At 70.8% G+C, this 20,695-nt stretch carries 15 protein-coding genes; 6 read left to right on the top strand and 9 right to left on the bottom strand.

Going from position 1 to position 20,695, the window contains the following annotated elements:
- Positions 1 to 4: 4 nt before the first annotated feature.
- Both D7V80_RS09205 and D7V80_RS09200 read right to left on the bottom strand, forming a co-directional pair.
- A complete protein-coding gene (locus D7V80_RS09205; protein WP_120587795.1) occupies positions 5 to 1,348 on the bottom strand; it encodes a WGR domain-containing protein in 1,344 nt (447 codons plus the stop codon).
- A 62-nt stretch (positions 1,349 to 1,410) separates the two neighbouring features.
- Positions 1,411 to 2,724, bottom strand: coding sequence for an OmpA family protein (locus D7V80_RS09200; RefSeq protein WP_233585226.1), 1,314 nt, complete (start codon positions 2,722 to 2,724; stop codon positions 1,411 to 1,413).
- A gap of 178 nt (positions 2,725 to 2,902) precedes the next feature.
- On the opposite strand from D7V80_RS09200, the gene D7V80_RS09195 reads away from it, so the two are divergent.
- The gene (locus D7V80_RS09195) at positions 2,903 to 3,652 is read left to right on the top strand and encodes an HlyD family efflux transporter periplasmic adaptor subunit (RefSeq protein WP_158616580.1); all 750 of its coding nucleotides are present in this window, start codon (positions 2,903 to 2,905) and stop codon (positions 3,650 to 3,652) included.
- Between the two features lie 7 nt (positions 3,653 to 3,659).
- Entirely contained in the window at positions 3,660 to 4,226 is a 567-nt protein-coding gene (locus D7V80_RS09190; RefSeq protein ID WP_120587793.1) for a hypothetical protein, read from the top strand.
- Here D7V80_RS09190 and D7V80_RS09185 read toward each other — a convergent pair.
- Positions 4,214 to 5,791 (bottom strand): ribonuclease H-like domain-containing protein, encoded by a 1,578-nt coding sequence (locus tag D7V80_RS09185; RefSeq protein ID WP_120587792.1) that lies wholly within the window; start codon positions 5,789 to 5,791, stop codon positions 4,214 to 4,216. The genes D7V80_RS09190 and D7V80_RS09185 overlap by 13 nt on opposite strands.
- A gap of 16 nt (positions 5,792 to 5,807) precedes the next feature.
- A complete protein-coding gene (locus D7V80_RS09180) occupies positions 5,808 to 8,228 on the bottom strand; it encodes a DEAD/DEAH box helicase (RefSeq protein WP_199738459.1) in 2,421 nt (806 codons plus the stop codon).
- 183 nt (positions 8,229 to 8,411) lie between these two features.
- Between D7V80_RS09180 and D7V80_RS09175 the strand changes: the two genes are divergently transcribed.
- Positions 8,412 to 9,659, top strand: coding sequence for an SLC13 family permease (locus tag D7V80_RS09175; RefSeq protein WP_120587791.1), 1,248 nt, complete (start codon positions 8,412 to 8,414; stop codon positions 9,657 to 9,659).
- Here D7V80_RS09175 and D7V80_RS09170 read toward each other — a convergent pair whose 3' ends face one another.
- Positions 9,660 to 10,493 (bottom strand): hypothetical protein, encoded by an 834-nt coding sequence (locus tag D7V80_RS09170; RefSeq protein WP_199738457.1) that lies wholly within the window; start codon positions 10,491 to 10,493, stop codon positions 9,660 to 9,662. It abuts the gene before it with no gap.
- 160 nt (positions 10,494 to 10,653) lie between these two features.
- Between D7V80_RS09170 and D7V80_RS09165 the strand changes: the two genes are divergently transcribed.
- The 3 genes from D7V80_RS09165 to D7V80_RS41325 are packed head-to-tail and all read left to right on the top strand — an operon-like array spanning position 10,654 to position 15,396.
- The gene (locus D7V80_RS09165; RefSeq protein ID WP_120587822.1) at positions 10,654 to 11,343 is read left to right on the top strand and encodes a general secretion pathway protein GspE; all 690 of its coding nucleotides are present in this window, start codon (positions 10,654 to 10,656) and stop codon (positions 11,341 to 11,343) included.
- A gap of 7 nt (positions 11,344 to 11,350) precedes the next feature.
- Positions 11,351 to 13,276, top strand: a complete 1,926-nt coding sequence (locus tag D7V80_RS09160; protein ID WP_120587790.1) for a hypothetical protein — start codon at positions 11,351 to 11,353, stop codon at positions 13,274 to 13,276.
- Positions 13,273 to 15,396 carry a hypothetical protein gene (locus D7V80_RS41325; RefSeq protein WP_147447029.1) on the top strand — a complete coding sequence of 708 codons (2,124 nt, stop codon included), beginning with the start codon at positions 13,273 to 13,275 and terminating at the stop codon, positions 15,394 to 15,396. Before D7V80_RS09160 ends, D7V80_RS41325 begins: the two co-directional genes overlap by 4 nt.
- Before the next feature lie 3 nt (positions 15,397 to 15,399).
- On the opposite strand, the gene D7V80_RS09150 is transcribed toward D7V80_RS41325, so the two are convergent.
- The 4 genes from D7V80_RS09150 to D7V80_RS09135 are packed head-to-tail and all read right to left on the bottom strand — an operon-like array spanning position 15,400 to position 20,690.
- Positions 15,400 to 15,912, bottom strand: a complete 513-nt coding sequence (locus tag D7V80_RS09150) for a hypothetical protein (protein WP_233585225.1) — start codon at positions 15,910 to 15,912, stop codon at positions 15,400 to 15,402.
- A complete protein-coding gene (locus D7V80_RS09145) occupies positions 15,909 to 19,730 on the bottom strand; it encodes a type VI secretion IcmF C-terminal domain-containing protein (protein WP_120587788.1) in 3,822 nt (1,273 codons plus the stop codon). The genes D7V80_RS09150 and D7V80_RS09145 overlap by 4 nt, the downstream gene beginning before the upstream one ends.
- Position 19,731: 1 nt before the next feature.
- Positions 19,732 to 20,052 carry a hypothetical protein gene (locus D7V80_RS09140; RefSeq protein ID WP_233585224.1) on the bottom strand — a complete coding sequence of 107 codons (321 nt, stop codon included), beginning with the start codon at positions 20,050 to 20,052 and terminating at the stop codon, positions 19,732 to 19,734.
- On the bottom strand, positions 20,049 to 20,690 hold the full coding sequence (locus D7V80_RS09135; RefSeq protein WP_120587787.1) for a DotU family type IV/VI secretion system protein: 642 nt from the start codon (positions 20,688 to 20,690) through the stop codon (positions 20,049 to 20,051). The genes D7V80_RS09140 and D7V80_RS09135 overlap by 4 nt, the downstream gene beginning before the upstream one ends.
- Positions 20,691 to 20,695 lie beyond the last annotated feature (5 nt).

Raw genomic sequence — 20,695 nt, 5'->3', positions numbered from 1 at the left:
CGGACTACTCGCCCACGGCGGCGTAGCGCGACTCCTCGTCATAGGGCGTGCGCTGGTTGCCGCTCGCCACGGACTTCGCCACGTTGGCCACGGTCTTCTGCCCCGCCTTCGTGAGGAAGTTCTGGGTGACGTCCAGCGTCTTGAGGTGCGCGAAGGCCTTGGCGTTCTGGGCCAGCGTGTCCGCGCCCGCGTCGCTCATGGTGCCCATGGACAGGTCCAGCTCTTCAATCTGGGCCAGGATCTTCGACTTGGGCAGCGCCGCGCACAGCTCGTCCGTGAACTCCGCGTTGCGCAGCCCCAGCTTGCGCAGGGCCGGCAATCCCTCCGCGTCGAGCAGGGGCTTGAGGTCCTTCACCCCGCCGCTCGCGCCGTAGTTCTCCTGGCCGAACCAGATCTCCAGTGACTCCAGCTTCGGCCACTTCGCCTTCACGATCTCCTTCACCGCACCCTGGTGGAGGCCGCCCGTCTCCACGGTGAACGAGCGCAGCTCCGGCAGATCGATCTTCCCGAACCCGATCTCACCACCGCGCACGCGCAGCTCCTGGAGCTGGGGGTAGACCTTGTAGAGCGGCTTGAGGTCGCCCACCTGCGTCCAGGAGATCTCCGTCTCGTCCGGGAACTCGAAGTCGCCGATGAACAGCGAGCGCAGCGGCGGCGCGGGCTTCGCCTTCGCGAGCACCGCCAGCGTTTCGTCATAGTCGTTCTCGCCGTCGAAGCTGGCCATGCCCAGGGTCAGGCGGCTCAGGAACCGCGCGGAGGGGTGGGCCAGCAGCTCGGCCAGCAGGTCCGGGATGTCCGCCGTGGAGTCGTAGTCCACCTGGCCCAGGCGGGCCTCGCGGATGTAGCCCAGGTGCCACTCCAGCTTGAGGGTCTCGTCGGAGACGGCCTCCGTCAGCGCCTCGCCCAGCAGCTCGTTGGCGTGGTCCTCGATGAGCTTCGCCACCTTCTTGCGCGAGGCCGCGGGCGCGTCCAGCGCGGCGTGCTGGAGGAGGATCAGCTCGGCGCGAGGGTCTCCCTCGCCCTTGAGCCATTCGGCGTACGCGAGATAGCCCTTCACGTCGTCGGGCTTCGCGAGGATGGCGGCCTCCAGGTCCGGGTTGACGGCGGACTCGGCGGTGGCCTCGCCGCCGTCGCTGTCCCCGCCTTCGGCGAGCGTGTAGCCCTTGCCTTCCTTCTCGCGGATCTGCGAGTCGTAGGCCTTCTTCGCCTCGGCCTTGGAGTCGAACTCCTCGACCTTCTCCTGGCCGTCGGTGCCGATGCGGCCCCAGCGCTTGGTCAGCGTGGTGCCGTCCAGGGTGATCTCCCAGAACTTGCTGGAGCTGCCTTCCGTGAACTCGTAGCGAGGCATCGCGCGTCCCTTTGGCGAAGAACGACCGGGACGCTAGAGGAGCCCTCCAGCAACCTCAAGGCTCAGGGGCGCAGCAGCACCAGCTCCACGCGGCGGTTGAGCTCACGGCCGCGAGGAATCAGGTTGGGGGCCTTGGGGCTGCGGTCGCCCAGGCCCACGGCCTCCACGCGGGACGGGGCCACGCCGGCGCGGATCAGCATGTCGGCCACGGCGCGGGCGCGTGCGTCGGAGAGGCTCTGGCGCGCGGGCTCGGGGACCTCGCGCGAGTCCGTGTGGCCTTCGATGCGCAGGCGGGCCTTCGGGTCGCGCACGAGCAGGTCCACCGCCAGGTCCAGGCCCGCGAGCGAGGCCTTGGCGGGCACGGGCTTCTTCTCGTCGAAGCTCAGGGGCTGGGGCAGCTCGATGCGGCCCTCCTGCACCTTGGCGGCCTTGGCGGCCTTGGGCGCGGGCACCAGCGCGAAGGCGAGCGACGTGTCCGCCCCGGCGGCCAGCACCACCTGGCGCGTCTGCGCGAGGAAGCCGTCGGCGATGAGGTCCACGGTGTACGCGCCCGCGGACAGGGGCACGTCCTGCGGCTTCTTGCCGGGCACGGTGAGCTTGAGGGGCTCTCCCGGGCCGCGCACGAAGGCGGTGGCGGAGGTGGGCTTCTTCGACGTCACCTGGAGGCGCAGTCGGCTGGCGGCCACCGGCGGGCGCTCCACGGGCGGCGTCACGGAGACGACGGTCGTCGTGGGCTTCACGCCCGCGTCCGGCGGCGGCGTGGGCTGGGCGACCTTCACCGGCGCGCCGGCATCCACGGGCGCGGGCTTCACGGGCGGCGCGGTGACGACGGCGGGCTCGTCCTTCAGCGGCTGGATCATCTCCGCGGTGACGGCGTGGGTGAGCTTGAGCTTGAGGCGCGGATCCGGCGCGTTGGGCACCACGCTGGGGGATGCCTTCACCACGACGCGCAGGCCGCGCTGGGTCTGGAAGCCGACGGAGGCGGTGATCTTCCAGAGGAAGCCGTTGGTCTCGCTGAACAGGCTCCAGGAGCCGTTGGTGTACGTGACGCGCGAGACGAGGGTGTGCTCGCCGGGTTCGACCTTCAGGTTCGCGAGCCGGTGGACGCCGGGCGCGTTGAGCTCCTCCAGCCCCGGGACGGCGAGCGGTTCGCCATCCAGGAGGAAGTCGGTCTCCACGAGCCGGTAGCCGTCCTCGGGCTTGAAGCCCTCGAAGAGCACCTGCACTTCGGAGGGGGATTCCGGGACCATGTCGCGCAGCTGGCGTTCCAGCTCCGCGCGCACCTGCTCCTCGCGCGTCGGCTCCGCCGCGAACGCGCCCGGGGCGAGGAGTCCGGCGAGGACCAGGGACCCGAATTTGAGGAAGGAGGAATCCACGAGGCGCACGCAGCATGGCACAAGGCGCCCCGGGACGATGCAGGGATACATCCCTGTAGGGCGAGCAGGCGTGCGTGTCCGTCAAGTTTCGGGAACCCGGTTGAAGGCCTGGCGGTGAATCCCGCGTTCCAACCAGTCCTGGCGCGATGAGGCCGGGATGGATCATCCTGTACCGAGCATGGATCCACGGCCCGAGTCCTCTCCTCCGCCTGTCCCCTCTTCCCCCAAGCCGACGTCCCGTTTTTCACGGCGGGCATGGGCCTGGAGCGCGGTGGGCGCGGTGGTGACGCTGGGGGTGCTCGCGGGGATGGTGCGGGTGGACCGTTCCGCGCGAGGCCCGGTGCTGCTCCAGCAGGGGCAATGGGTGGACGTCCCGGCCCCGGCCGCGGGGCGAGTGATGTCGGTGGACGTGGGGCTGACCGCGTCGGTCAAGGCCGGGCAGGTGGTGGCGCGGCTGGAGACGGCGTCCGGGGCGGCGGAGGTGGTGGCGCCGCTGAGGGCGATCGTGGGCCGGGTGGAGGTGACGAAGGGCGCCCAGGTGGAGGCGGGGCAGCCGGTGGTGTCGTTGCTGAACAAGGACGTGCTGCCGTCGCTCTCCGTGCTGCTCCCGGAGGAGTACCGGCAGGAGCTGGCCCCGGGGATGCCGTTGGAGTTCCAGCTGCCGGACATGCCCTACCCGCTCGAAGCGGTCATCGAGCAGGTGGAAGGTCCGGAGGAGTCGCTCCAGTTCGCGAAGGCGCAGCGGCGAGCCGGGGCGTACCCGGAAGGCGCGGTGCTGGTCCGGGCGCAAGTGCCGGCCCGGAACTACGAGCGGGACGGCAAGAGTCGCGTCTACCAGGACGGCGAGTGGGGCCGCGCGGTGGTGAAGCTGGGCACGCAGCGACTGCTCGTCGCGTGGTTCCCGGGCTTGCGTGATGCGCTGCCGTGAGGCGGCCGTGGTGCTGCTTCTCGGGATCGCCGCCGCCGGGTGTGCACGTGGGGTCGTGGCAGGCGCTGCCCCGGTGGAGGATGACCGTTCGATTGTCTTCCCGCAGTTCTTCGAACAGGTACCGATCCAGGTCGGCGCATCCGAGCAGCCCGTCGTGCTGGATGGAGCCGTGCTCCGTGCCCTGACCCTGGCGGCGGATGACCATCTGCCTCCGGGCCGGCCTGAAACGCCGTGCACCGAACGGCGCGCATCTCATGTCTTCAGGGTCATCCAGCGTGAAGACATCGTCTTCGTTCGCATCGATGTAGACCCTTCGGCGTGCGGCGGAGTCCAGCCAGGACTCGACTCAGGGGTGCGGTATGCCATCAGCCGTGATGGCCGAATTCTCCGCCGTGTTCTGGATGGGATGGAGCCGTACATCCCTTTCGCAGACGGCGGTGTCATGGAGAAGGCCGCCCCCGGCGTCTCGCCGTCCTTCGACCCGGAACGCCCGCGTCCCCTGCCCTTCATGGAAGCCACCCGAGATGCAGGAGCCCTGATCGACGCAGGAACTCTCGACGCTCAGGCGCCCTGACGCGACAGCCGGCGCTCCAGGCGCTCCAGGCGGAGCTGGTGGTCCTCGGGCAGCTCCACGGGGGCGGCGAGCCTGGCGTGGTACAGGGCCCGGGGCAGGTCCTTGAGGGAGTGCTCGTAGAGCTTCGTCAGGGACAGGTGCAGCACCGCGCCCTGCCCGGGCTTCGCGAACGTGAGCGCCCGCTGCAGGTGCGCCACCGCCGTCTCGCAGTCTCCCGAGCGGCGGCAGAGGCGCGAGGCCAGCACCAGCGCTTCGATTCCCACCGGGCCTCCGCTCTCCGCCGCGGCCTTCGCGAACGTCAGCGCCCGCGCCGCGTCCCCTGCCCTCTCCGCCACCTGCGCGAAGCCCAGCAGATCCCGCGGGTCCTGCCGCTCCGTGCCTTCCGACTGGAAGCGGCGCACCAGATCGCCCATCAGCGCCGCCAGCAGCAGCAGGTCCTTCTGGTTGTGCTCCAGCACCGGCACCAGCTCCGACCCGTCCGTGCCGCGCAGGAAGCGGAAGTACAGCTCCGGGATCAGTGAGCCGTCCACGTCCCCCACCCGGTGATGCCCCAGCACCTTCGACTCAAGATGCACCAGCCGGGCGCCCTCGCCCCGGTGCTTGAACACGCGCCGCGCGCAGTGCAGCAGGTCCAGGTGCGGCAGCTCCTTCGGCACCGGCACCCGGTTGAGCACGAAGCGCGTGCGGAGCAGCGGCCAGTCGAAGCTCTTGCCGTTGTACGTGACCAGACAGGACGACGACGCCATGCGCTCGGCCAGCAGGCGCAGCATGGGCGCCTCTTCTCCCATGCGCCGCAGGAAGAGCTGCTGCACGCGCATCGAGCGGCCCTCGAACCAGCCCAGGCCCACCAGGAACGGCACCGTGCCCGTGCCGCCCGCGAGCCCCGTCGTCTCCGTGTCCAGCATCAGCATCCGCGTGAAGTCCACCGACTCCAGCTCCGGATGCAGCGCCAGCCCCGCGACCAGCCGCGCCTCCACGTCGAGCGCCGCCGCCACCGGCGCCGTGCCGTGACGGTGGTCCGGCGCATACACCTGCTCGGCCACGTGCACCGTGCCATGCGGCGTCGCCCGCGCCTCCACCGGCAAGGCGCGCGGCTCGGGGACCGGCGCCACCGCCTTCCGAGCGGACGCCGTGCCCTGACGCTCCGCCCAGAACGACAGCATCTGGCGCAGCTCTTCCACCCGGGGATCCGAAGCACCGGGCTCCGTCGCGCCGCCCCGCTTCGCCGCGAACCGCCGCCGCGCCTCCTCGCGCAGGTCCACGAGGCCGTCCGCGCGCCCGGCCTCCTGGGAGGGAGCGTCCCGAGGAGGAGGCACATCGAGGGAAGGCTCACCCTCCCCGTCCATGGACAGGCGCTTGCGCAGCGCCTGGACCAGCACTTCCGCGAGGGTGGTCGTCCCCGCCTCTTCCACCGGCGGAATCCGGGCCACCTCCGCGTCCTGCGCGCGCGCCTCCACCGACGGTGTCTCCACCACTGGAGCCACCGCCACGGTGTTCACGGGCGCCCGGGCCTGAGTGCCGGGGCCCGCGCTGGTGAGTCGAGACAGCTTGCGCTTCAGGTCCATGCCGCGCCCGTGCTCCTCACTGCACCCCGGCGACGCCGAGCGCCGCCAGCAGTTCCAACGCCAGCCGCTTGCGCGGATGCGACCCCGACGGCGCGCTCCCGGGCTGCCCACCCGCCGCCGGCCCGATGCACGCCGGACACCCGTCCTCGCATGGACACGACTCCAGCAGCTTGCGCCCTCGCAGGAGCAGCTCCTCGCGCTGGTCGTACAGCCGGGCCGCCAGCCCCACGCCGCCGGGCACGTTGTCGTAGAGGAACAGCGTCGGATCGAAGCCCACGCCTCCGTCCTTGCGCGGAGGACCGTCCGGCTCGTCCTTGCTGCCCAGCGTCCGGCCCAGGTCGCGCGGGTCGCTCATCAACCCCACGCACGCCACCGTGCGCAGCGCGGACCCCAGGCCTCGCAGCGCGTCGATGACCGCGGGCCGGGGCGCGTCCATGTTCCGCACCACCGCCTCCGGCACCGTCAGCCACAGCGCCGACGTGTGCATCTGCATCTCCGGCAACCGCACGTCGCCGTAGCCCACGTTCTCATGCGTGTGGAACTTGATCTTCTTGTAGCCGACCACCTTCTCGATGACGGACACCTCGCCCAGCCCCGCGTGCAGCGCGGGCCCCAGCGGGGCGCCCTGGTCCTCCTGGATGACGCTCACGCGCACGTTCGTCATCGCGTCCGTGAAGTAGTCCGGCGCCACCTTGCGCACGAACGCCTTGTGGTTCTCCAGGTCCAGCATCTCCACCTGATACTGCTCGGAGTCGTGCTGATAGATGGCCTGCTCGTGCAGCTGCGTGTGCGCCGAGCGGAAGTCCATCTCCGCCAGCGTCTTGTCCGTGCCGCGCTCGATGACCACCACGTTGTCCCAGCCCACGCTGCGCAGCGACACGTGGTGCGCCGGATACGCGTCCGACGACCAGTGGAACATCCGCCGTCCGCCCTCTGGCGCCTGCGACGGGTGCACCACCTGGTGCTGCGTGAGGAAGTCCAGCGCCTCCGTGGTGTTCTCCACCGGCACGTCGCCGAACGCGTCCCCTTCCTCGAAGGGCAGCTCGAACGCCGCGCACTTCAAGTGCTGGACCAATATCTCCACGTTGTCCGGATCAATCCGCGCGTGCTCCACCGGAGCGCCCGTGAGCGCGCGCGGATCCGCCGCGAAGTATTGATCCAACGGAGCGCTGGACGTCACCAGCAGCGCCAGGCTGCCCATGCCTCGCCGGCCCGCGCGGCCGAAGCGCTGCGCCAGCGCCGCCACGGAGCCCGGGTAGCCCGCGCACACGACGGCATCCAGCGAACCGATGTCGATGCCCAGCTCCAGCGCGTTGGTGGCCACCACGCAGCGCACCTCGCCCGCGCGCATCGCGGCCTCCGTCGCGCGCCGGGTGCCCGGCAGGTAGCCGCCCCGGTAGCCCTGGATGAGCGACGGGTCCAGCTTCTCCTCCACGAACCGGTCGCGGAGGTACTTGAGCATCACCTCCACGTTGTTGCGCGACTGGCCGAACAGCAGCGTGGACACCCCCGCGCGCACCAGGTCCGACGTGAGCCGCACCGCGCTCTTGAGATAGCTGGCGCGGATGCCCAGCTCCGCGTTCACCACCGGCGGGTTGTAGACCATCACCCGGCGCTCACCGGACGGCGCCCCGCTCTCCGACACGAGCGCCACCTCGCGCCCCAGCATCCGCTCCGCATGCGCCTTCGGGTTGCCGATGGTCGCCGACGCCAGGATGAACGTGGGCGAAGCCCCATGGAACCGCGCCACCCGCTGCAACCGCCGCAGCACGTTCGCCAGGTGCGAACCGAAGACGCCCCGGTACGTGTGCAGCTCGTCGATGACGACGTAGCGCAGGTTCGAGAACAGCCGCGCCCAGTTCGCGTGGTGCGGCAGGATGCCCGTGTGGAGCATGTCCGGGTTGGTGAGCACCACGCCCGCGCGCTCCCGTGCTGCCCGCCGCGCGTCTCCCGGCGTGTCACCGTCGAAGGTGATGGCGCCGTGGCCCAGGCCCGCCTCGCGCATGAACGCGCGCAGCGACTCTTCCTGGTCGCGAGACAGGGCCTTGGTGGGGAACAGGTAGAGCGCCCGCGCTTCCGGCTCGCGCGCGAAGCGATCCAGCAGCGGCAGGTTGTAGCAGAGGCTCTTGCCGGACGCGGTGGGCGTGGCGATGACCAGGCTCTCCCCGTCGCGGGCCCGCTCATAGGCTTCGGCCTGGTGGGAGAAGAGCTGCTCCACGCCCCGGCGCTTGAGCGCGTCCCGCACCTGGGGGGACAGCCCCTCCGGCAGCGGCGCGAACACGCCGGAGCGGGCCGGCGTCACGGCGTCGTGGACGATGTTCGGCCACACCTGCCGGTCCGTCCGCCATCCCTGGAGGACGGCGTCCAGCCCGCGAGCTCCCGACCAAGGCGTGCGGCGCGGGCCGGAGAAGGCCTCGGTTTCCTTCTCGGGCTTCATAGGGCCGGGCACTGTACAGACGTGTACCCGGAAGGACAACGCGCGTGAGACCCGCCACGGAGGTCCTTGGAGGGCCCATCACCCCCGTTCCCGTCGGACAGCAGCCAGTCCAATTCCTTGCTGGACAACATATCCCCGTGTGCCTCGACGGTTTTTTCGAGCGGGCCCTAGTGTCCCGCGCCCGTGGCGCTCGCGATCTTCCTCTTCACGTACATCTTCATCGCAGGGGTGAGGCTGCCCTTCCTCAAGCTGGACCGCCCCGGCGGGGCCCTGCTGGGCGCCACGCTGATGGTCGTGGCCGGGATCGTCACGCCCGCGGAGGTCTTCGGCCACAGCGCGAGCCGGAGCCAGCAGGCCATCGACATGGACACGCTCGTCCTCCTGCTGGGGATGATGCTGCTGGCCGTGTACCTGGCGCAGGCGAACTTCTTCCGCGCCGCCGGGGCCAAGGCGCTCAAGGTCGCGCATACGCCGCGGCTGCTCCTGGTGGCCGTGACGTTCGTGAGCGCGTTCCTGTCCGCGTTCCTCGTCAACGACACCGTGTGCCTGTTCCTCACGCCGCTGGTGCTGGTGGTGGTGGAGGACGCGCGCCTGCCGCCCGTGCCGTACCTGCTCGCGGTGTGCATGGGCAGCAACAGCGGCTCCGTGGCCACCTTCACCGGCAACCCGCAGAACATGCTGATCCAGGGCGCGTCCGGCCTGGGCTACGCGAGGTTCGCCGCGTACATGGCCCTGCCCGCGGCGCTCTCCACGCTCATCGTGGCCGTGGCGCTGCTCTACCTCTTCCGCAAGGAGCTGCCGTCCGCGCACGTCGACACGCACCCGCCCCCGCTGAAGGTGGACCGACGGCTGCTCGCGCTGGCGCTGGGAAGCCTGCTGGGCGTGGTGGTGGCGTTCTTCGCCGGCCTGCCCATGAGCTGGAGCGCGCTCGCGGGCGGCGTGCTGGTGATGTCCCTGTCCGGACACGAGCCGCGCGAGGCCCTGGAGCGCGTGGACTGGGTGCTGCTGCTCTTCTTCGCCAGCCTCTTCGTCGTCGTGCACGGGGTGCACAAGGCGGGCTGGGCGGAGGAGATCCGCCACCTCTTCTCCCCGCTGATGGCCGGGCCGCCGTGGCGCGAGACGCTGGGCTTCGCGGGCCTGACGCTGGTGGCGTCCAACCTCTTCAGCAACGTGCCGTTCGTGATGCTCGCGCGCGCGTGGGTGCCGTCCATGCAGGAGCCGGAGCTGGCGTGGCACGTGCTCGCGCTGGGCTCCACGCTCGCGGGCAACCTCACGCTGGTGGGCAGCGTGGCGAACCTCATCGTCTTCGAGGCCGCACGCGGCAAGGTCCGCATGGGCTTCATGGACTACCTGCGCGTGGGCGTGCCCGTGACGCTGATCAGCTTCGCGGTGGGCCTGGGCGTGCTGCTGGCCGAGCACGCCCTCTTCTGATCAGGGATCCGGATCCGGCAGCTCGCCCGGGGGCAGCTGCTGCTCGGGCGGCGTGGGCGCCGGAGCCGGAGCGGGGGTGACGGCGGAGGGAACGGTGTCCGGCGCGGTGCTGCCCACGGGAGCCGCGCCCCTGCGGTTCGCGGGCGTCAGGTCCTTCACGAACATGTCCGCCACCTTGTCCAGGAGGTCCGTCATGGCCAGGCGGAACAGCTCCGGCTCCTTGCCGACCTTGAACGGATCCAGGTGCGGCGCGCCCTGCTCCACCGCGTCCAGGTTGAACGGCCGGCGCCACAGCTCCGAGCGCCCGTCCACCCGGAACATGCGCCCGTAACCCTTGAGGTAGGCCCCGGCGTGCCCGTCATCGCTGCGCATGCCGTAGTCCTGGATGACGAACTCCACGATGGTGTCCGCGCCCAGCGGGGCCATCAAGTCGTAGTCCGGCGCGTTGGCGGGCACCTCCTCCACGAGGAAGCTCTCCAGCGCGGAGGCCACCCGGGCGGGGTCCACCACGTCCGTCCAGGGCGCCTCTTCCGGCAGGCGCGACAGGGTGGTGACGCGCAGGCGTTCGGAGAGCTCGAAGCGCGTCACCGCCTGCTGCAGCTTCACGGTGAGCCGGCGATCCGCCTCCTTGGGCTCCAGCTTCTTGAGCTTGTCGGAGTACGCGCTGTCCTCCTGGAACACCTTGCTCTTGGGCCCCGCGCCATCCTCGATGCGGGAGATGAAGGCGGGCCGCTGGACCCGGTCCAGGTCCGCGCCGGACAGGCGCTGGGAGGCGCAACCGGCGGTGAAGGCGACGAGGACTGCGGCGAATAGGAGGCTTCGGCTTCGCACCATGGGGCCCAGGCTAGCCCATCACCGCGCCCCTGGCCTGTTTGTGACCCACCGAGGGCCTGGGGAATGTCCGGCACTGATATGCTGCCCGGCCGTGACTCCTCCCCCTTCTGTTCCTCCCGGCCCGGGCCCCCATCGCAAGCGGCGGTTGGGCGAGATCCTGATGGACGCCGGCCTGCTCACCGAAACCCAGCTGCGCACGGCGCTCGCCGAGCAGCGCAAGTGGGGCGGCCGGCTGGGGCTCACCCTGGTGCAGATGGGCGTCGTGGACGAAAGCTCCATGGTGCACGCCCTGTCGCGGCAGCTGGCCATCCCCACCGTGAACCTGGACACGCACGTCCCCGTGCCGAACGCCCTCCAGGCGCTGCGCGTGGACATCGCCGAGCGCTACACCGTCTTCCCCATCGCCTACGAGCCCGCCTCCAAGATGCTCACCGTGGCCACGTCGGATCCCACCAACGTGGAGTCCCTCCAGGAGCTGGCCTTCCACTCCGGCCAGAAGCTCCAGGTGGTGGTGGCGACGGCGTCCTCCATCGAGCGCGCCATCCGGCACCACTACCACGGCGAAGTCACCTCCACGGCCGCCACGCCGCTGAGCTTCGGCATGGACGAGGCCACCTTCGAGCTGGCCCCTCCGCAGCAGGCCGAACCCGCCGAGCCGCCGCGAACCCCCACGCCGCCGCCGGTGGTGCGCGACGTGGAGCTGGCGTCGAAGGTGGAGGCGCTCACGCAGCAGGTGGCGGACCTGGAGCGCATGGTGGCGCAGCAGGCGCGCGTGATGCGCGCGATGATGGACGCGCTGGAGGCCCGGGGCGCGTTGACCCGCGAGGAGGTCCAGGCGAAGGCCCGGTGAACACGGCATGGCGCTCCCCTTCTCCGAAAAGCTGAAGCTGGAGCTGACCGTCACCGCGGGCGAGCAGGCCTTCGCCATCCCTGGCGGCCAGGTGCGGGACTTCTCGCTGCGGATGACGCCCACGGGCTTCCGCTGCGAGCTGACGTTCTGGACCGCGCTGGAGAAGGCGGACGCGGCGCTGTTCACCGCGTTCAGCAAGCCGGACCTGGTGCGGGTGCGGCTGGCGCTGTCCGGCGTCTTCGACCCGCCGCCCGCGCCGCTGGTGGTGCAGGGCATCGTCACGGAGAAGCGCGTCGGTGGCACCGCGCACGGCAACAAGGACAGCGTGGCGGTGGCCTTCCGCCAGTACACGGTGACCTTCGAGGACCCCGCGCGAGTCCTCTGGAAGCAGCACCGCCCGGTGGAGCTGCACACGGCGAAGAAGCTGTCGGAGCTGCTGGACGCGCACAAGCCCGGCGGCCTGCTGCTCACCTACGACTGGGACGCGCTGGAGGCGAAGCACGCGATGGTGTGCCTGGGCATCGGTGACGACCACGCGGCCGCGAGCTTCTACGACTTCGTTCTCTGGTTCGTGGACACGCGCGGCGGCGTGCTCACCTACGACAGCCCCAAGGACACGTACACCTTCTCCGCGAAGAAGCCGGCCACGGGTACCGTCACCGGGCTCAGCCGCAAGCACGTGTCGCGCGTGGACGTGGAGATGCCGCCCGTCATCCGCCACAGCACGCGGGTGCTCAACGGCTTCGGGGCCGGGGCGACCACGGTGGCGCTGGAACAGTCCCAGGCGGTGGCGGGCATCCAGCACGACATGCTGGTGCGCACGCCCATCGCGGCGGAGGCGGAGCAGCGTCAGTCCCTGGAGAAGGGACGTCTGCGCGTGCGCAAGCGGCGGCTGCGGCTGACGTTCCTGGACATGCCGCCCATCGCGCTGCACCCGGGGGCGTTGATCAAGCTGGACGGCGGGCGCTGGAGCCCGGACCTCACGGGCCTGGGGGAGGACCATCGCGTGGCGGAGCTGGCCTTCGACGGCGTGGGGCTCCAGGCCGGCCCGCACGACGGACAGCAGGAGACGATGCAGGGCTACACGGTCTCCCTGTCCGTGCTGCTGGAGCAGAAGTCGGATCCGGTGCCGGAGCTGCCCGCGTACCGGCCGCCCCGCTACCCCATCTACGTCGAGGGCAAGGTGCACAGCCCCGGCGGCGAGGCCACGGACCGCATCTACCTCCAGGTGGATGATCAGAAGACGTCCGTGACGAACTACCGGGTGGCGATCCCGCTGTGGAACAAGACGGTGAGCGTGCCGGCGGAGCCCGGTGAGTTCCCGGGGGAGTTCTACTTCCCGCCGTACAAGAACGAGCGGGTGCTGGTGGCGCTGCACTTCGACCACGCGGCGCTGCACCGCTTCCTGGACTGGGGCGAAGGCGTGCGCATGCCCCAGGACAGCCAGGGCGATCAGATCCTCTTCGGCAAGAACGGCACGAACCAGACCGCGCTCACGCACGACTTCCAGGACAACAAGCCGGTGTGGAACCTGGGGCGGGTGAACTCCAGCGACACGGAGATCATCCGCCTGTCGGAAGGCCACCTCCTCATCCAGACGAAGGAGAACCCCGGCGGCGCCGCCACCACGCCCACGTATGACGTGACGCCGCAGGTGGAGACCGCGAAGGGCGACCTCACCGCAGGCGTGGACGGCGCGGTGAGCGACGCGACGGCGGCGTACAAGGAGTCCACGGCAGCGGTGAACGCCAAGCTGTACGCGGCGACGGAGGAGACGGGCGCGGCCCTCGCCGCCGCGGAGGCCCAGGTGAAGGGCAAGGCCGCCGAATCCCGCGCCAAGCTCACCGGCGCGCTCAACGGCGTGGATGGCCAGGCGGGCGCGCTCTCCGGCGCCGCGGCTGAAGCCAAGGCCGCGCTCGCGGGGCTGAAATGAACGACCTGCGCGCCACCGTGGCGAAGCACAAGGCGACCGTGGAGGGCTTCGGCTCCGGCATCACGCCGCGCCTCGCCACCGCGAAGGGCGAGGTGGAGACCCTGGCCCAGGGGGTCGTGGAGCAGGTCGCCGCGCTCCGCCCCTCCATCAGCGCATCACTGGGGGCGCTGCTCACTCAGGTGAACGCGGCGAACGTGACGCTGGCGGACCCCTCCCCTCGCTTCGACGCGCTGGCCTCGGAGGTGGAGGGCCACCAGCAGTCACTGACCGCCGCCAGCACCACGGCGCGCACGAACGCGGAGTCGCTGGGCCAGGAGGCGACGGCGAAGAGCCAGGGGCTGGAGGCGCAGGCGAAGTCGTCCGCGGAGTCGTCGCAGGGGCAGCTCACCGCGCTCCAGCAGCAGGTGGCCCAGAAGTGCGACGCGGACAAGAAGTCGTTCGACGCGAAGCTCGCGAAGCGCAAGGGCTCCAAGGAGGAGACGGAGGCCCGCCGCGCGCAGGGCTACGCGCTGATTGAGCAGACGCGCTCGCAGCTCACGCAGGACCTCACGGGCGTGGGGTCGACCCTGGCGGCGGCGCTGGCGGCGGTGCTGGTGCGGCTGACCACCTCGCGCGACGCGGCGACGGGCCGGAGCACCCAGCTCACTTCCACCCTGGACAGCGCGGTGAAGAACCCCGTGAGCGCGCTGAAGACGCTGCACCAGGAGATCGTCAGCGCGGGCACCACGGCGAAGGACACCCATCAGCAGCAGCAGTCCGTGCTGGCGGGCCAGCGCAAGACGCTGATGGATCAGCTGATGGCCGCGGCGTCGGCGTCGGCCGCCATCGTGGATCCGCTGGACACCCAGGTGGCGCCGTCGCTCACGGCGGGCAAGACGCAGGCCGACACGGCGCTGGACACGCTGGGCAAGACGATTGGCGGACAGGTGGCCAGCGTCACGGCGCAGCTCACGGCGGTGGAGAAGCTCATCGACCAGGTGCAGAAGCAGGTGGAGACCGCCATCACCACGGTGAGCGGCACCATCGATGGCGTGGTGCAGGGCGCGCTCACGGCGGTGGAGACCCTCAAGGCTCCACTGAAGGCCACGTTGGACGCGGCCTTCACCACGATGGACACCCTGGTCGCGACCATCAGCGCCCTGAAGCAGCAGGTGATGGCGCTGTTCGAGTCGCTGCCGCAGATGCTGGAGCAGCTCCAGACCCTCTTCCAGCAGATCGTCGGTTCACTGGAGTCGCTGCTGGAGCGGGCCATGGGCCTGCTGGACGCCATCCCGGCCGCGGACCTGCCCAAGCCGCTGGTGAGCCCCGCGGTGCAGGGCATCAGCCAGGTGGTGGGGCAGATCACCACGCAGCTGGGCACCCTTTCGTCTCAGGTGGGCACGCAGCTCCAGGCGGTGCAGAAGACCATCGTCTCGCAGGTGGAGACGGTGCAGACCCAGGCGCAGACGCAGATCGATACGGCCACGACGCAGGCCGTGACGCAGATGGACACGCTCACCCAGTCCGTCCTCCAGGGCATCGAGCAGGCCACCGCGCAGGTGGGCCAGATCGTCGCCGCGGCCGTCACGCAGATCGGCACCGTGAAGGACCAGGGCGTGCAGCAGATCGCGGCCATGAAGCAGCAGGTCGCCGCCCGGGTGACGCCTCTGGACACGCAGGTGCCCCAGCGCCTGGAGGCCCTGGACGCGCAGGTGGGCTCCGGCATCGACGCGGCGGTGCAGGCCATGCAGACCGCGCGCGACACGGCGGAGGGCCAGGTGACGTCCGCGAAGGGCCGGCTGGACTCGCACCTGGGCGGCACGAAGACGTCCGTGATGGCCGGGCTGACGTCGCTGGAGCAGGCCCGCGGCAGCGCGGAGACGTCGCTGACCTCCCAGGCGGATCAGGCGCTCGCGGCCTTCAAGCAGCGCGCGGAGGGCCTGAAGTCGGGCGCCCAGACGCAGGTGGACGCCGTCTCCACCCAGGCCACGGGACAGAAGCCCCAGCTCCTCTCCCCTCTCGACGCGATTGGCGCCCAGCTCCAGGCGGGCGCCTTCGCCAGGCCGGTGTCCGCGGCGAGCGGCCGGGTGACGTCCGCGCTCAACGCGCTGGGGCCCAAGCTGGACGCGCTCGCGTCCTGAGCCCTACTTGGGCGAGGCGACGGAGATCGGTGGCTCGGGAGCCTTGGGCGCGGCCGGAGCCTTGGGGGCTTCCGGCACGGCCGGCGTGGACTCCTGGGCCGGCACGCCCTTCGGGAGGTCCGTGCGGATGCGGCTCTCCTGGAGCTCGATGTCCACCGTCTTGGGCACCGGCACGTCCAGCAGTGCCTGCCACGCGCCATTGGGCGTGGTGAAGAGGAAGCTCACCGCCACCGCCTGCTCCGGCGGCAGGGGGATCTTCACCTGCTTCGTGCGGCTCGGATAGATGACCACCGTCTGGAGCACGGAGTCATCCGGGCTGATGACCTTGGCCGCGACGTCCGCGTAGCCCTCCGTCATCGACGTCTTCGACACCGTGCGGATGAGCATGTACAGCGGCCGGCCCTGGTTGGTGCCCGCGGGCGCCTTGACGTTCACCGTCAGGCTGGGCGCCGCGCAGCTGCCCACCACCACCGCTGTCACCAGCCCCGCCGCCAGCCTCACGCTCCTGCCCTTCATGGCACCACCCCACGGAATGGCGCCCAAGGCTCGCCGCGCAACCCGAAGCTGATCTCCAACACCTTCTCGTTCGCCGCCAGCCCGCGGCCCGGCAGCACCCACACCACGTTGGACTGATCCGTCAGCGTCGCGGACTCCAGCAGGCGGAAGCAGTTCCACGACGACTCGGACATCTCCATGGAGCGGTAGCGCTTCCCATCCCGCTGCGGCGAGCGCAGCTCCACGCCGATGGACGACGGCTGCGGGCTCCACCAGCTCAGCGGGAACTCACCCCACGCCGGCCGCTGATTGAAGCCGAACGACGCCGCCCCGCCGCACTTCAGGTACGACAGCGTCACGAAGCTGTCCGGCGTGGGCGCCGACGGCAGCGGCAGCGGACGCACCTGCATGGGGATGGGCCGGGGCTTGCCCTCGTCATCCCACAACAACTTCGACAGGCGGCCCAGCTGGCCCAGCGCGGAGAGCATGCGCGGCGGCAGCAGCAGCCGGGACTTCAGCGGATAGCGCAGCGTCCAGTCCGTGCCGCGCTCCTCCACCACCGGCGCCAGCACCTGCGTGACGAAGCCCCAGAAGGCCCCGTCCTTGCGGCGCAGCACCTCCAGCTCCACCGGATCCACTTCCTGCGACGCGCTGGGGTTGAACGGATAGCGCTTCACCAGCGGGTCCAGCGTGCGGCGGGCCTGGTAGGTCCACTGCTCCGCGATGACGCGCTCCAGCTCCGCGCGGCCCCGGTTGCGCACGATGATGAAGGGCTGGCGGAACGGCTGCCGGAACTCGCCCACCAGGCCGTGCTGATCCAGCCACGCGTCCACCCGGCGCAGGTACGAGTCCTCCTCCTCCAGCAGCATGCTCAGCGCCACGCGCCCCACCGGCGTCAGCATCTCCGCCAGCTGCGAGCCCGCCGAGGACACTGTCGCGCCAGCGGCCCCGGGCGCCGCGTTGGGAGCGGCGGGCTTCGCGGCCGCGGGCTTCGCGCCGGACAGCTCCTGCTGAAGCTGCGACACCAGCGTGGTGTAGGCCGCCAGCTCCACGAGCACGCCGCTCTTGTCCGGCGTCATCAGCTGCACCACCGGCTTGAAGGGCGCCACCGCGTCGCGCATGGGCGCGTAGTACTCGCTCTCCAGCGGGCCCACGCCGGCGCGGACCGCCACGTCGCGCAGCATCGCCTCCAGCGGCGACGACGGCTGCAGCAGCACGGACAGGTCGCTGGCCAGCGAGCCTCGCGGCGTGGTGCGGAAGCGGTAGCCCCGGTACGTCGCGTAGAGGTCCTGGCCGTAGCGCTTCGCGAAGGCCTGCACCTTGCCCTGCACGAAGGTGGCGCGCTCCACGGCCTCCTCGCGAGACAGGCTGGACTTGGCGAGCCGCTCCGTGAACTCGTCCACCAGCGGGCTCAGCTGCGCCTCGAAGGCGGCCTTGCCCAGCACCTTGCCCACCACCGGGGCCGTTCCGCTGGCGAACTCCGTGTCGTCGTCCCCCGCCCCTTCGGTAGCTACTTCCGACGTCGTCTCGCCCGCGCGCGGGTTGAACGAATCCGCGTTGAACGGCGTGCGGCCCGTCTCCTTCAGCGAGCGCAGCACCTTGTCCAGCAGCTGCCGCGACACGTCCATGGGGCGGAACTCGAAGTCGCGCCGGAGGACCTCCACCTGGTAGCGCGCATCCCCGTCGCTGGGGGCGAAGAGGCCGTCCGCGCGGGTGAGCAGCTCCGCGGGCGTCATGCGGGAGGCGGCACGCAGGGCGGCGTCCGTTTCGTCCTCCATGCGCAGGATGGCCTCCAGCGTCTGGCGGTTCTGGCGCAGCCAGTCCAGCGAGTCCAGCAGGCTGCCCACGCCCTTCAGCTGGCTGGCGTCCGGCTCCGCGTCCGACGCGTTGATGAGGTCCATCACCCTGCGGGCGGAGCTGTACGGCGCGCTCTCCGCCAGCGAGGCGCGCAGGCGCTCACGGTCGTCCGCCAGCGCGCGCCACCGGGCCAGGTCCAGCTCCTTCGCGGACAGCGTGTCCTGCAACTGGATGAAGTGGTCGCGCCACGGGCCCAGCAGGCCGTCCAGGGTCAGCCAGGCGAAGGGCCAGCGCGTCCAGGGGACGTTCTCGTCGAAGGGCTTGTCGCTGGAGATGACGTAGTTGGCGACCATCTGCTCCGCCAGGCCCATCGCATTCAGCCAGTTGTGCTCCTGGTCGGTGCTGGCCAGGCTCAGCCCGAAGGCCTCCGCCATCCACCCCACCTGCCGCTTGTGCGTCCCCTGCACGCTGCGCAGGATGAACTGGCCCAGGTCCTCGTTGCGCGAGGCGTAGAGCACGCCCAGTGTGTAGAGCACCTGCTCCGGACGGCACAGCGTCTCCATGTGGCAGCTGTCATCCGCCGAGGGCGCCGGGACGAGCGGCGTGGCGCGCGTGCCCCGGTTGGCGAAGGCGGGCGCGGGCTGGCAGCCGGGAATCTGGCCGGAGCACCGCCGGCACTGGTCCTGGCACTTCTCCAGCATCGGCTTCAGGTAGGACAACCGGATGCTGCGCGTGAGCCGCGCTCTCAGCTCTTCCCACTCGTCGGTGAAGCTGTGCTTCAGGGGCGGCCAGTAGCGCGTGGCGCCCCAGAGGTCCGCCATCGCCTTCATCGCGTCGTTCGTCTGGGACTCCACCACGGAGCCAGACACGCTCTGGTTGCGATCCTCCAGCCGCTGCACCGTCACCTGGAACGCGTCCAGCTTGTCCTGCGCGCGCACGAGCAGCCGGTAGAAGTGCGCGTACGCCAGCAGCACCGGCAGGCACCCCACCGCGAGGATGGCCGCGCACCGGCGCAGGTGCGTCCAGCGGTAGTCCCGGACGAGCAGCTCCGCCGGTTGATCCGCCTGCACCGCCAGCGCGCCCGTGGGCTGGGCATCCGCCCCGCCCGAGGACAGGAACACGCGCTGGAGCTTCAGCGGGTACGCCAGCGAGCCGCCCTCCAGCAGCGTGGACACGAAGCGCCCCAGCGCCGCGAACGCCTCGCCGCCGCGCGAGTAGAACGACGCCAGCCGCTCGAACGCGTCCGGCGACAGCGAGGTGAGGCCCAGCGCCAGGTACTTCTCCATGGGCTGGAGCGCTTCGCCCAGCTCCCCTTCCCTGCCGGGCGGCGGAACCGTCAGCTCCAGCGGCACGCCGTTCTTGCGGAGCAGCTGCGCGAAGTCCGCGTAGCCGTCCAGCGTGTCCATGTGCGTGAGGACCAGCCGCGTCTCCACGGGCGACTGGCACACCTCCGACAAGAGGTTGACCTTGCCGCGCAAGAGCTGGGTGACGCGCTTCACCTCGTCCGGAGACGTCTCCAGCAGCCAGTCGACCTTCAGGACGATGACGGCCCGGCCCACGTGCCGGCGCCCGAAGGTGGCCTTCCACAGCCTGCGCAGCGCGCGCCGCGCGTGGAGCGAGTCGTCCTCCAGCACGGGCGCGGCCAGTTCCTGCACCACGACCTCCGGCCCCAGGAACACCTTGAGGAGCGGGTCGTCCGTGTAGCTGGGCATGAACTGGCGCTGCTGCCGCTCCCAGTCCACCTCCGACTTGATCAGCTCCGACTTGCCGCTGGCCGCCGGGCCCAGCACCACCAGCGTGGGGAAGTCCCGCACGGACGCGCGGAAGCGCCACGGCAGCTTCGACAGGAACTGCTTGCGGATGGCCAGCAGCTGTCCCGAACCGAGCGGCTTCTGCTCGCTCCCGAGCGCCGGGCCGCGCTGCTGCCGCTTGCGCCACCACATCGTTACGCCCACGCCAATGGCCGCGAGCACCACCACGATGCCCAACACGAGCACCCAGTGGGCCTTCAATGCCGCCAGCATGGACTGGAGCGCGCCCACGTCAGCCGCCGCTCCTTCCGCCCGGCTTCACGGCCAGCTGGAGCGCCTCCAGCACGTCCTCCGCCTCCTCCAGCGTGGACGTCAGCTTCGCGCGCAGCTTCTCCTGCTCCTGCGGCGACGGAAGCATCCCGTCGTCCCCGGGCGGATCCAGCGCCACCAGGCCCTCACGCACGGAGTCCAGGAGCGGCTGCACGCCCTCCTTCAGCGCCCCCAGCTCCGCGCCCACCTGCTGCTCCAGCGCGTCCAGCAGCGCGAGCGTCCTGGGCGGAGCCTTGGGGGCCGGCGCGGGAGGCCGGCTGTCGTGTGTCGGGAACGGCCTCAATTGGAAACCCACCACAGCAAGACGGGCAGCCCCAGCACGATGGCCGCCGTCACGGCGTAGTAGTGCACCGGGAAGTCATAGACGGTGGGCACCGACGCGGGCACCACCGGCGTGAGCGGCGCCATGGCCGCCGGCTGCGGGATGTGCTGCGAGATGCGGTCCTTGAGTTCGCGGATGCGCTCCGGCTGCCCCACGAGGCGGCCCGTGAAGCCCGCGGCCAGGCAGAAGCGGATCATCTCGAAGACGATGGAGGGCGTATCGTTGCGACGCAACTTCTCTTCCACGAACTCGTAGAAGAGGTCTCCGCCTGCATCAACCTGAAACAGGTTCTGCTGCAGGAGCGGCCAGAGATGTTGCTCCGCGTCCGACAGCCGCCGCAGCACCCACTCATCCAGGAAGAACACGAAGGGGCGGATCAGATCCTCCACTTCGTCCGGGCGCAGGTCCGCGCCGAACGCGGCGCGCAGGCGCTCCAGCTCCACCATCAGCGCCTGCTCCAGGTGGCCCAGCGCCTCCTGCCCCACCCTGCCCTGCGGCCGGCGCGCACCTGGGGCGGGCTCGGCGGGCAGCGCCCGGTCGAGGAGCTGGCGCACGCGACGCTGCGTGGCCAGGAGTGCGTTCCAATGCTCCAGTTTCATGAGAG

The organism is Corallococcus sp. CA054B (assembly GCF_003611625.1).
GTDB lineage: Bacteria > Myxococcota > Myxococcia > Myxococcales > Myxococcaceae > Corallococcus > Corallococcus coralloides.
Note: the sequence above shows the minus strand (reverse complement) of the source record. Positions and strands in the feature narration are given on the sequence as shown.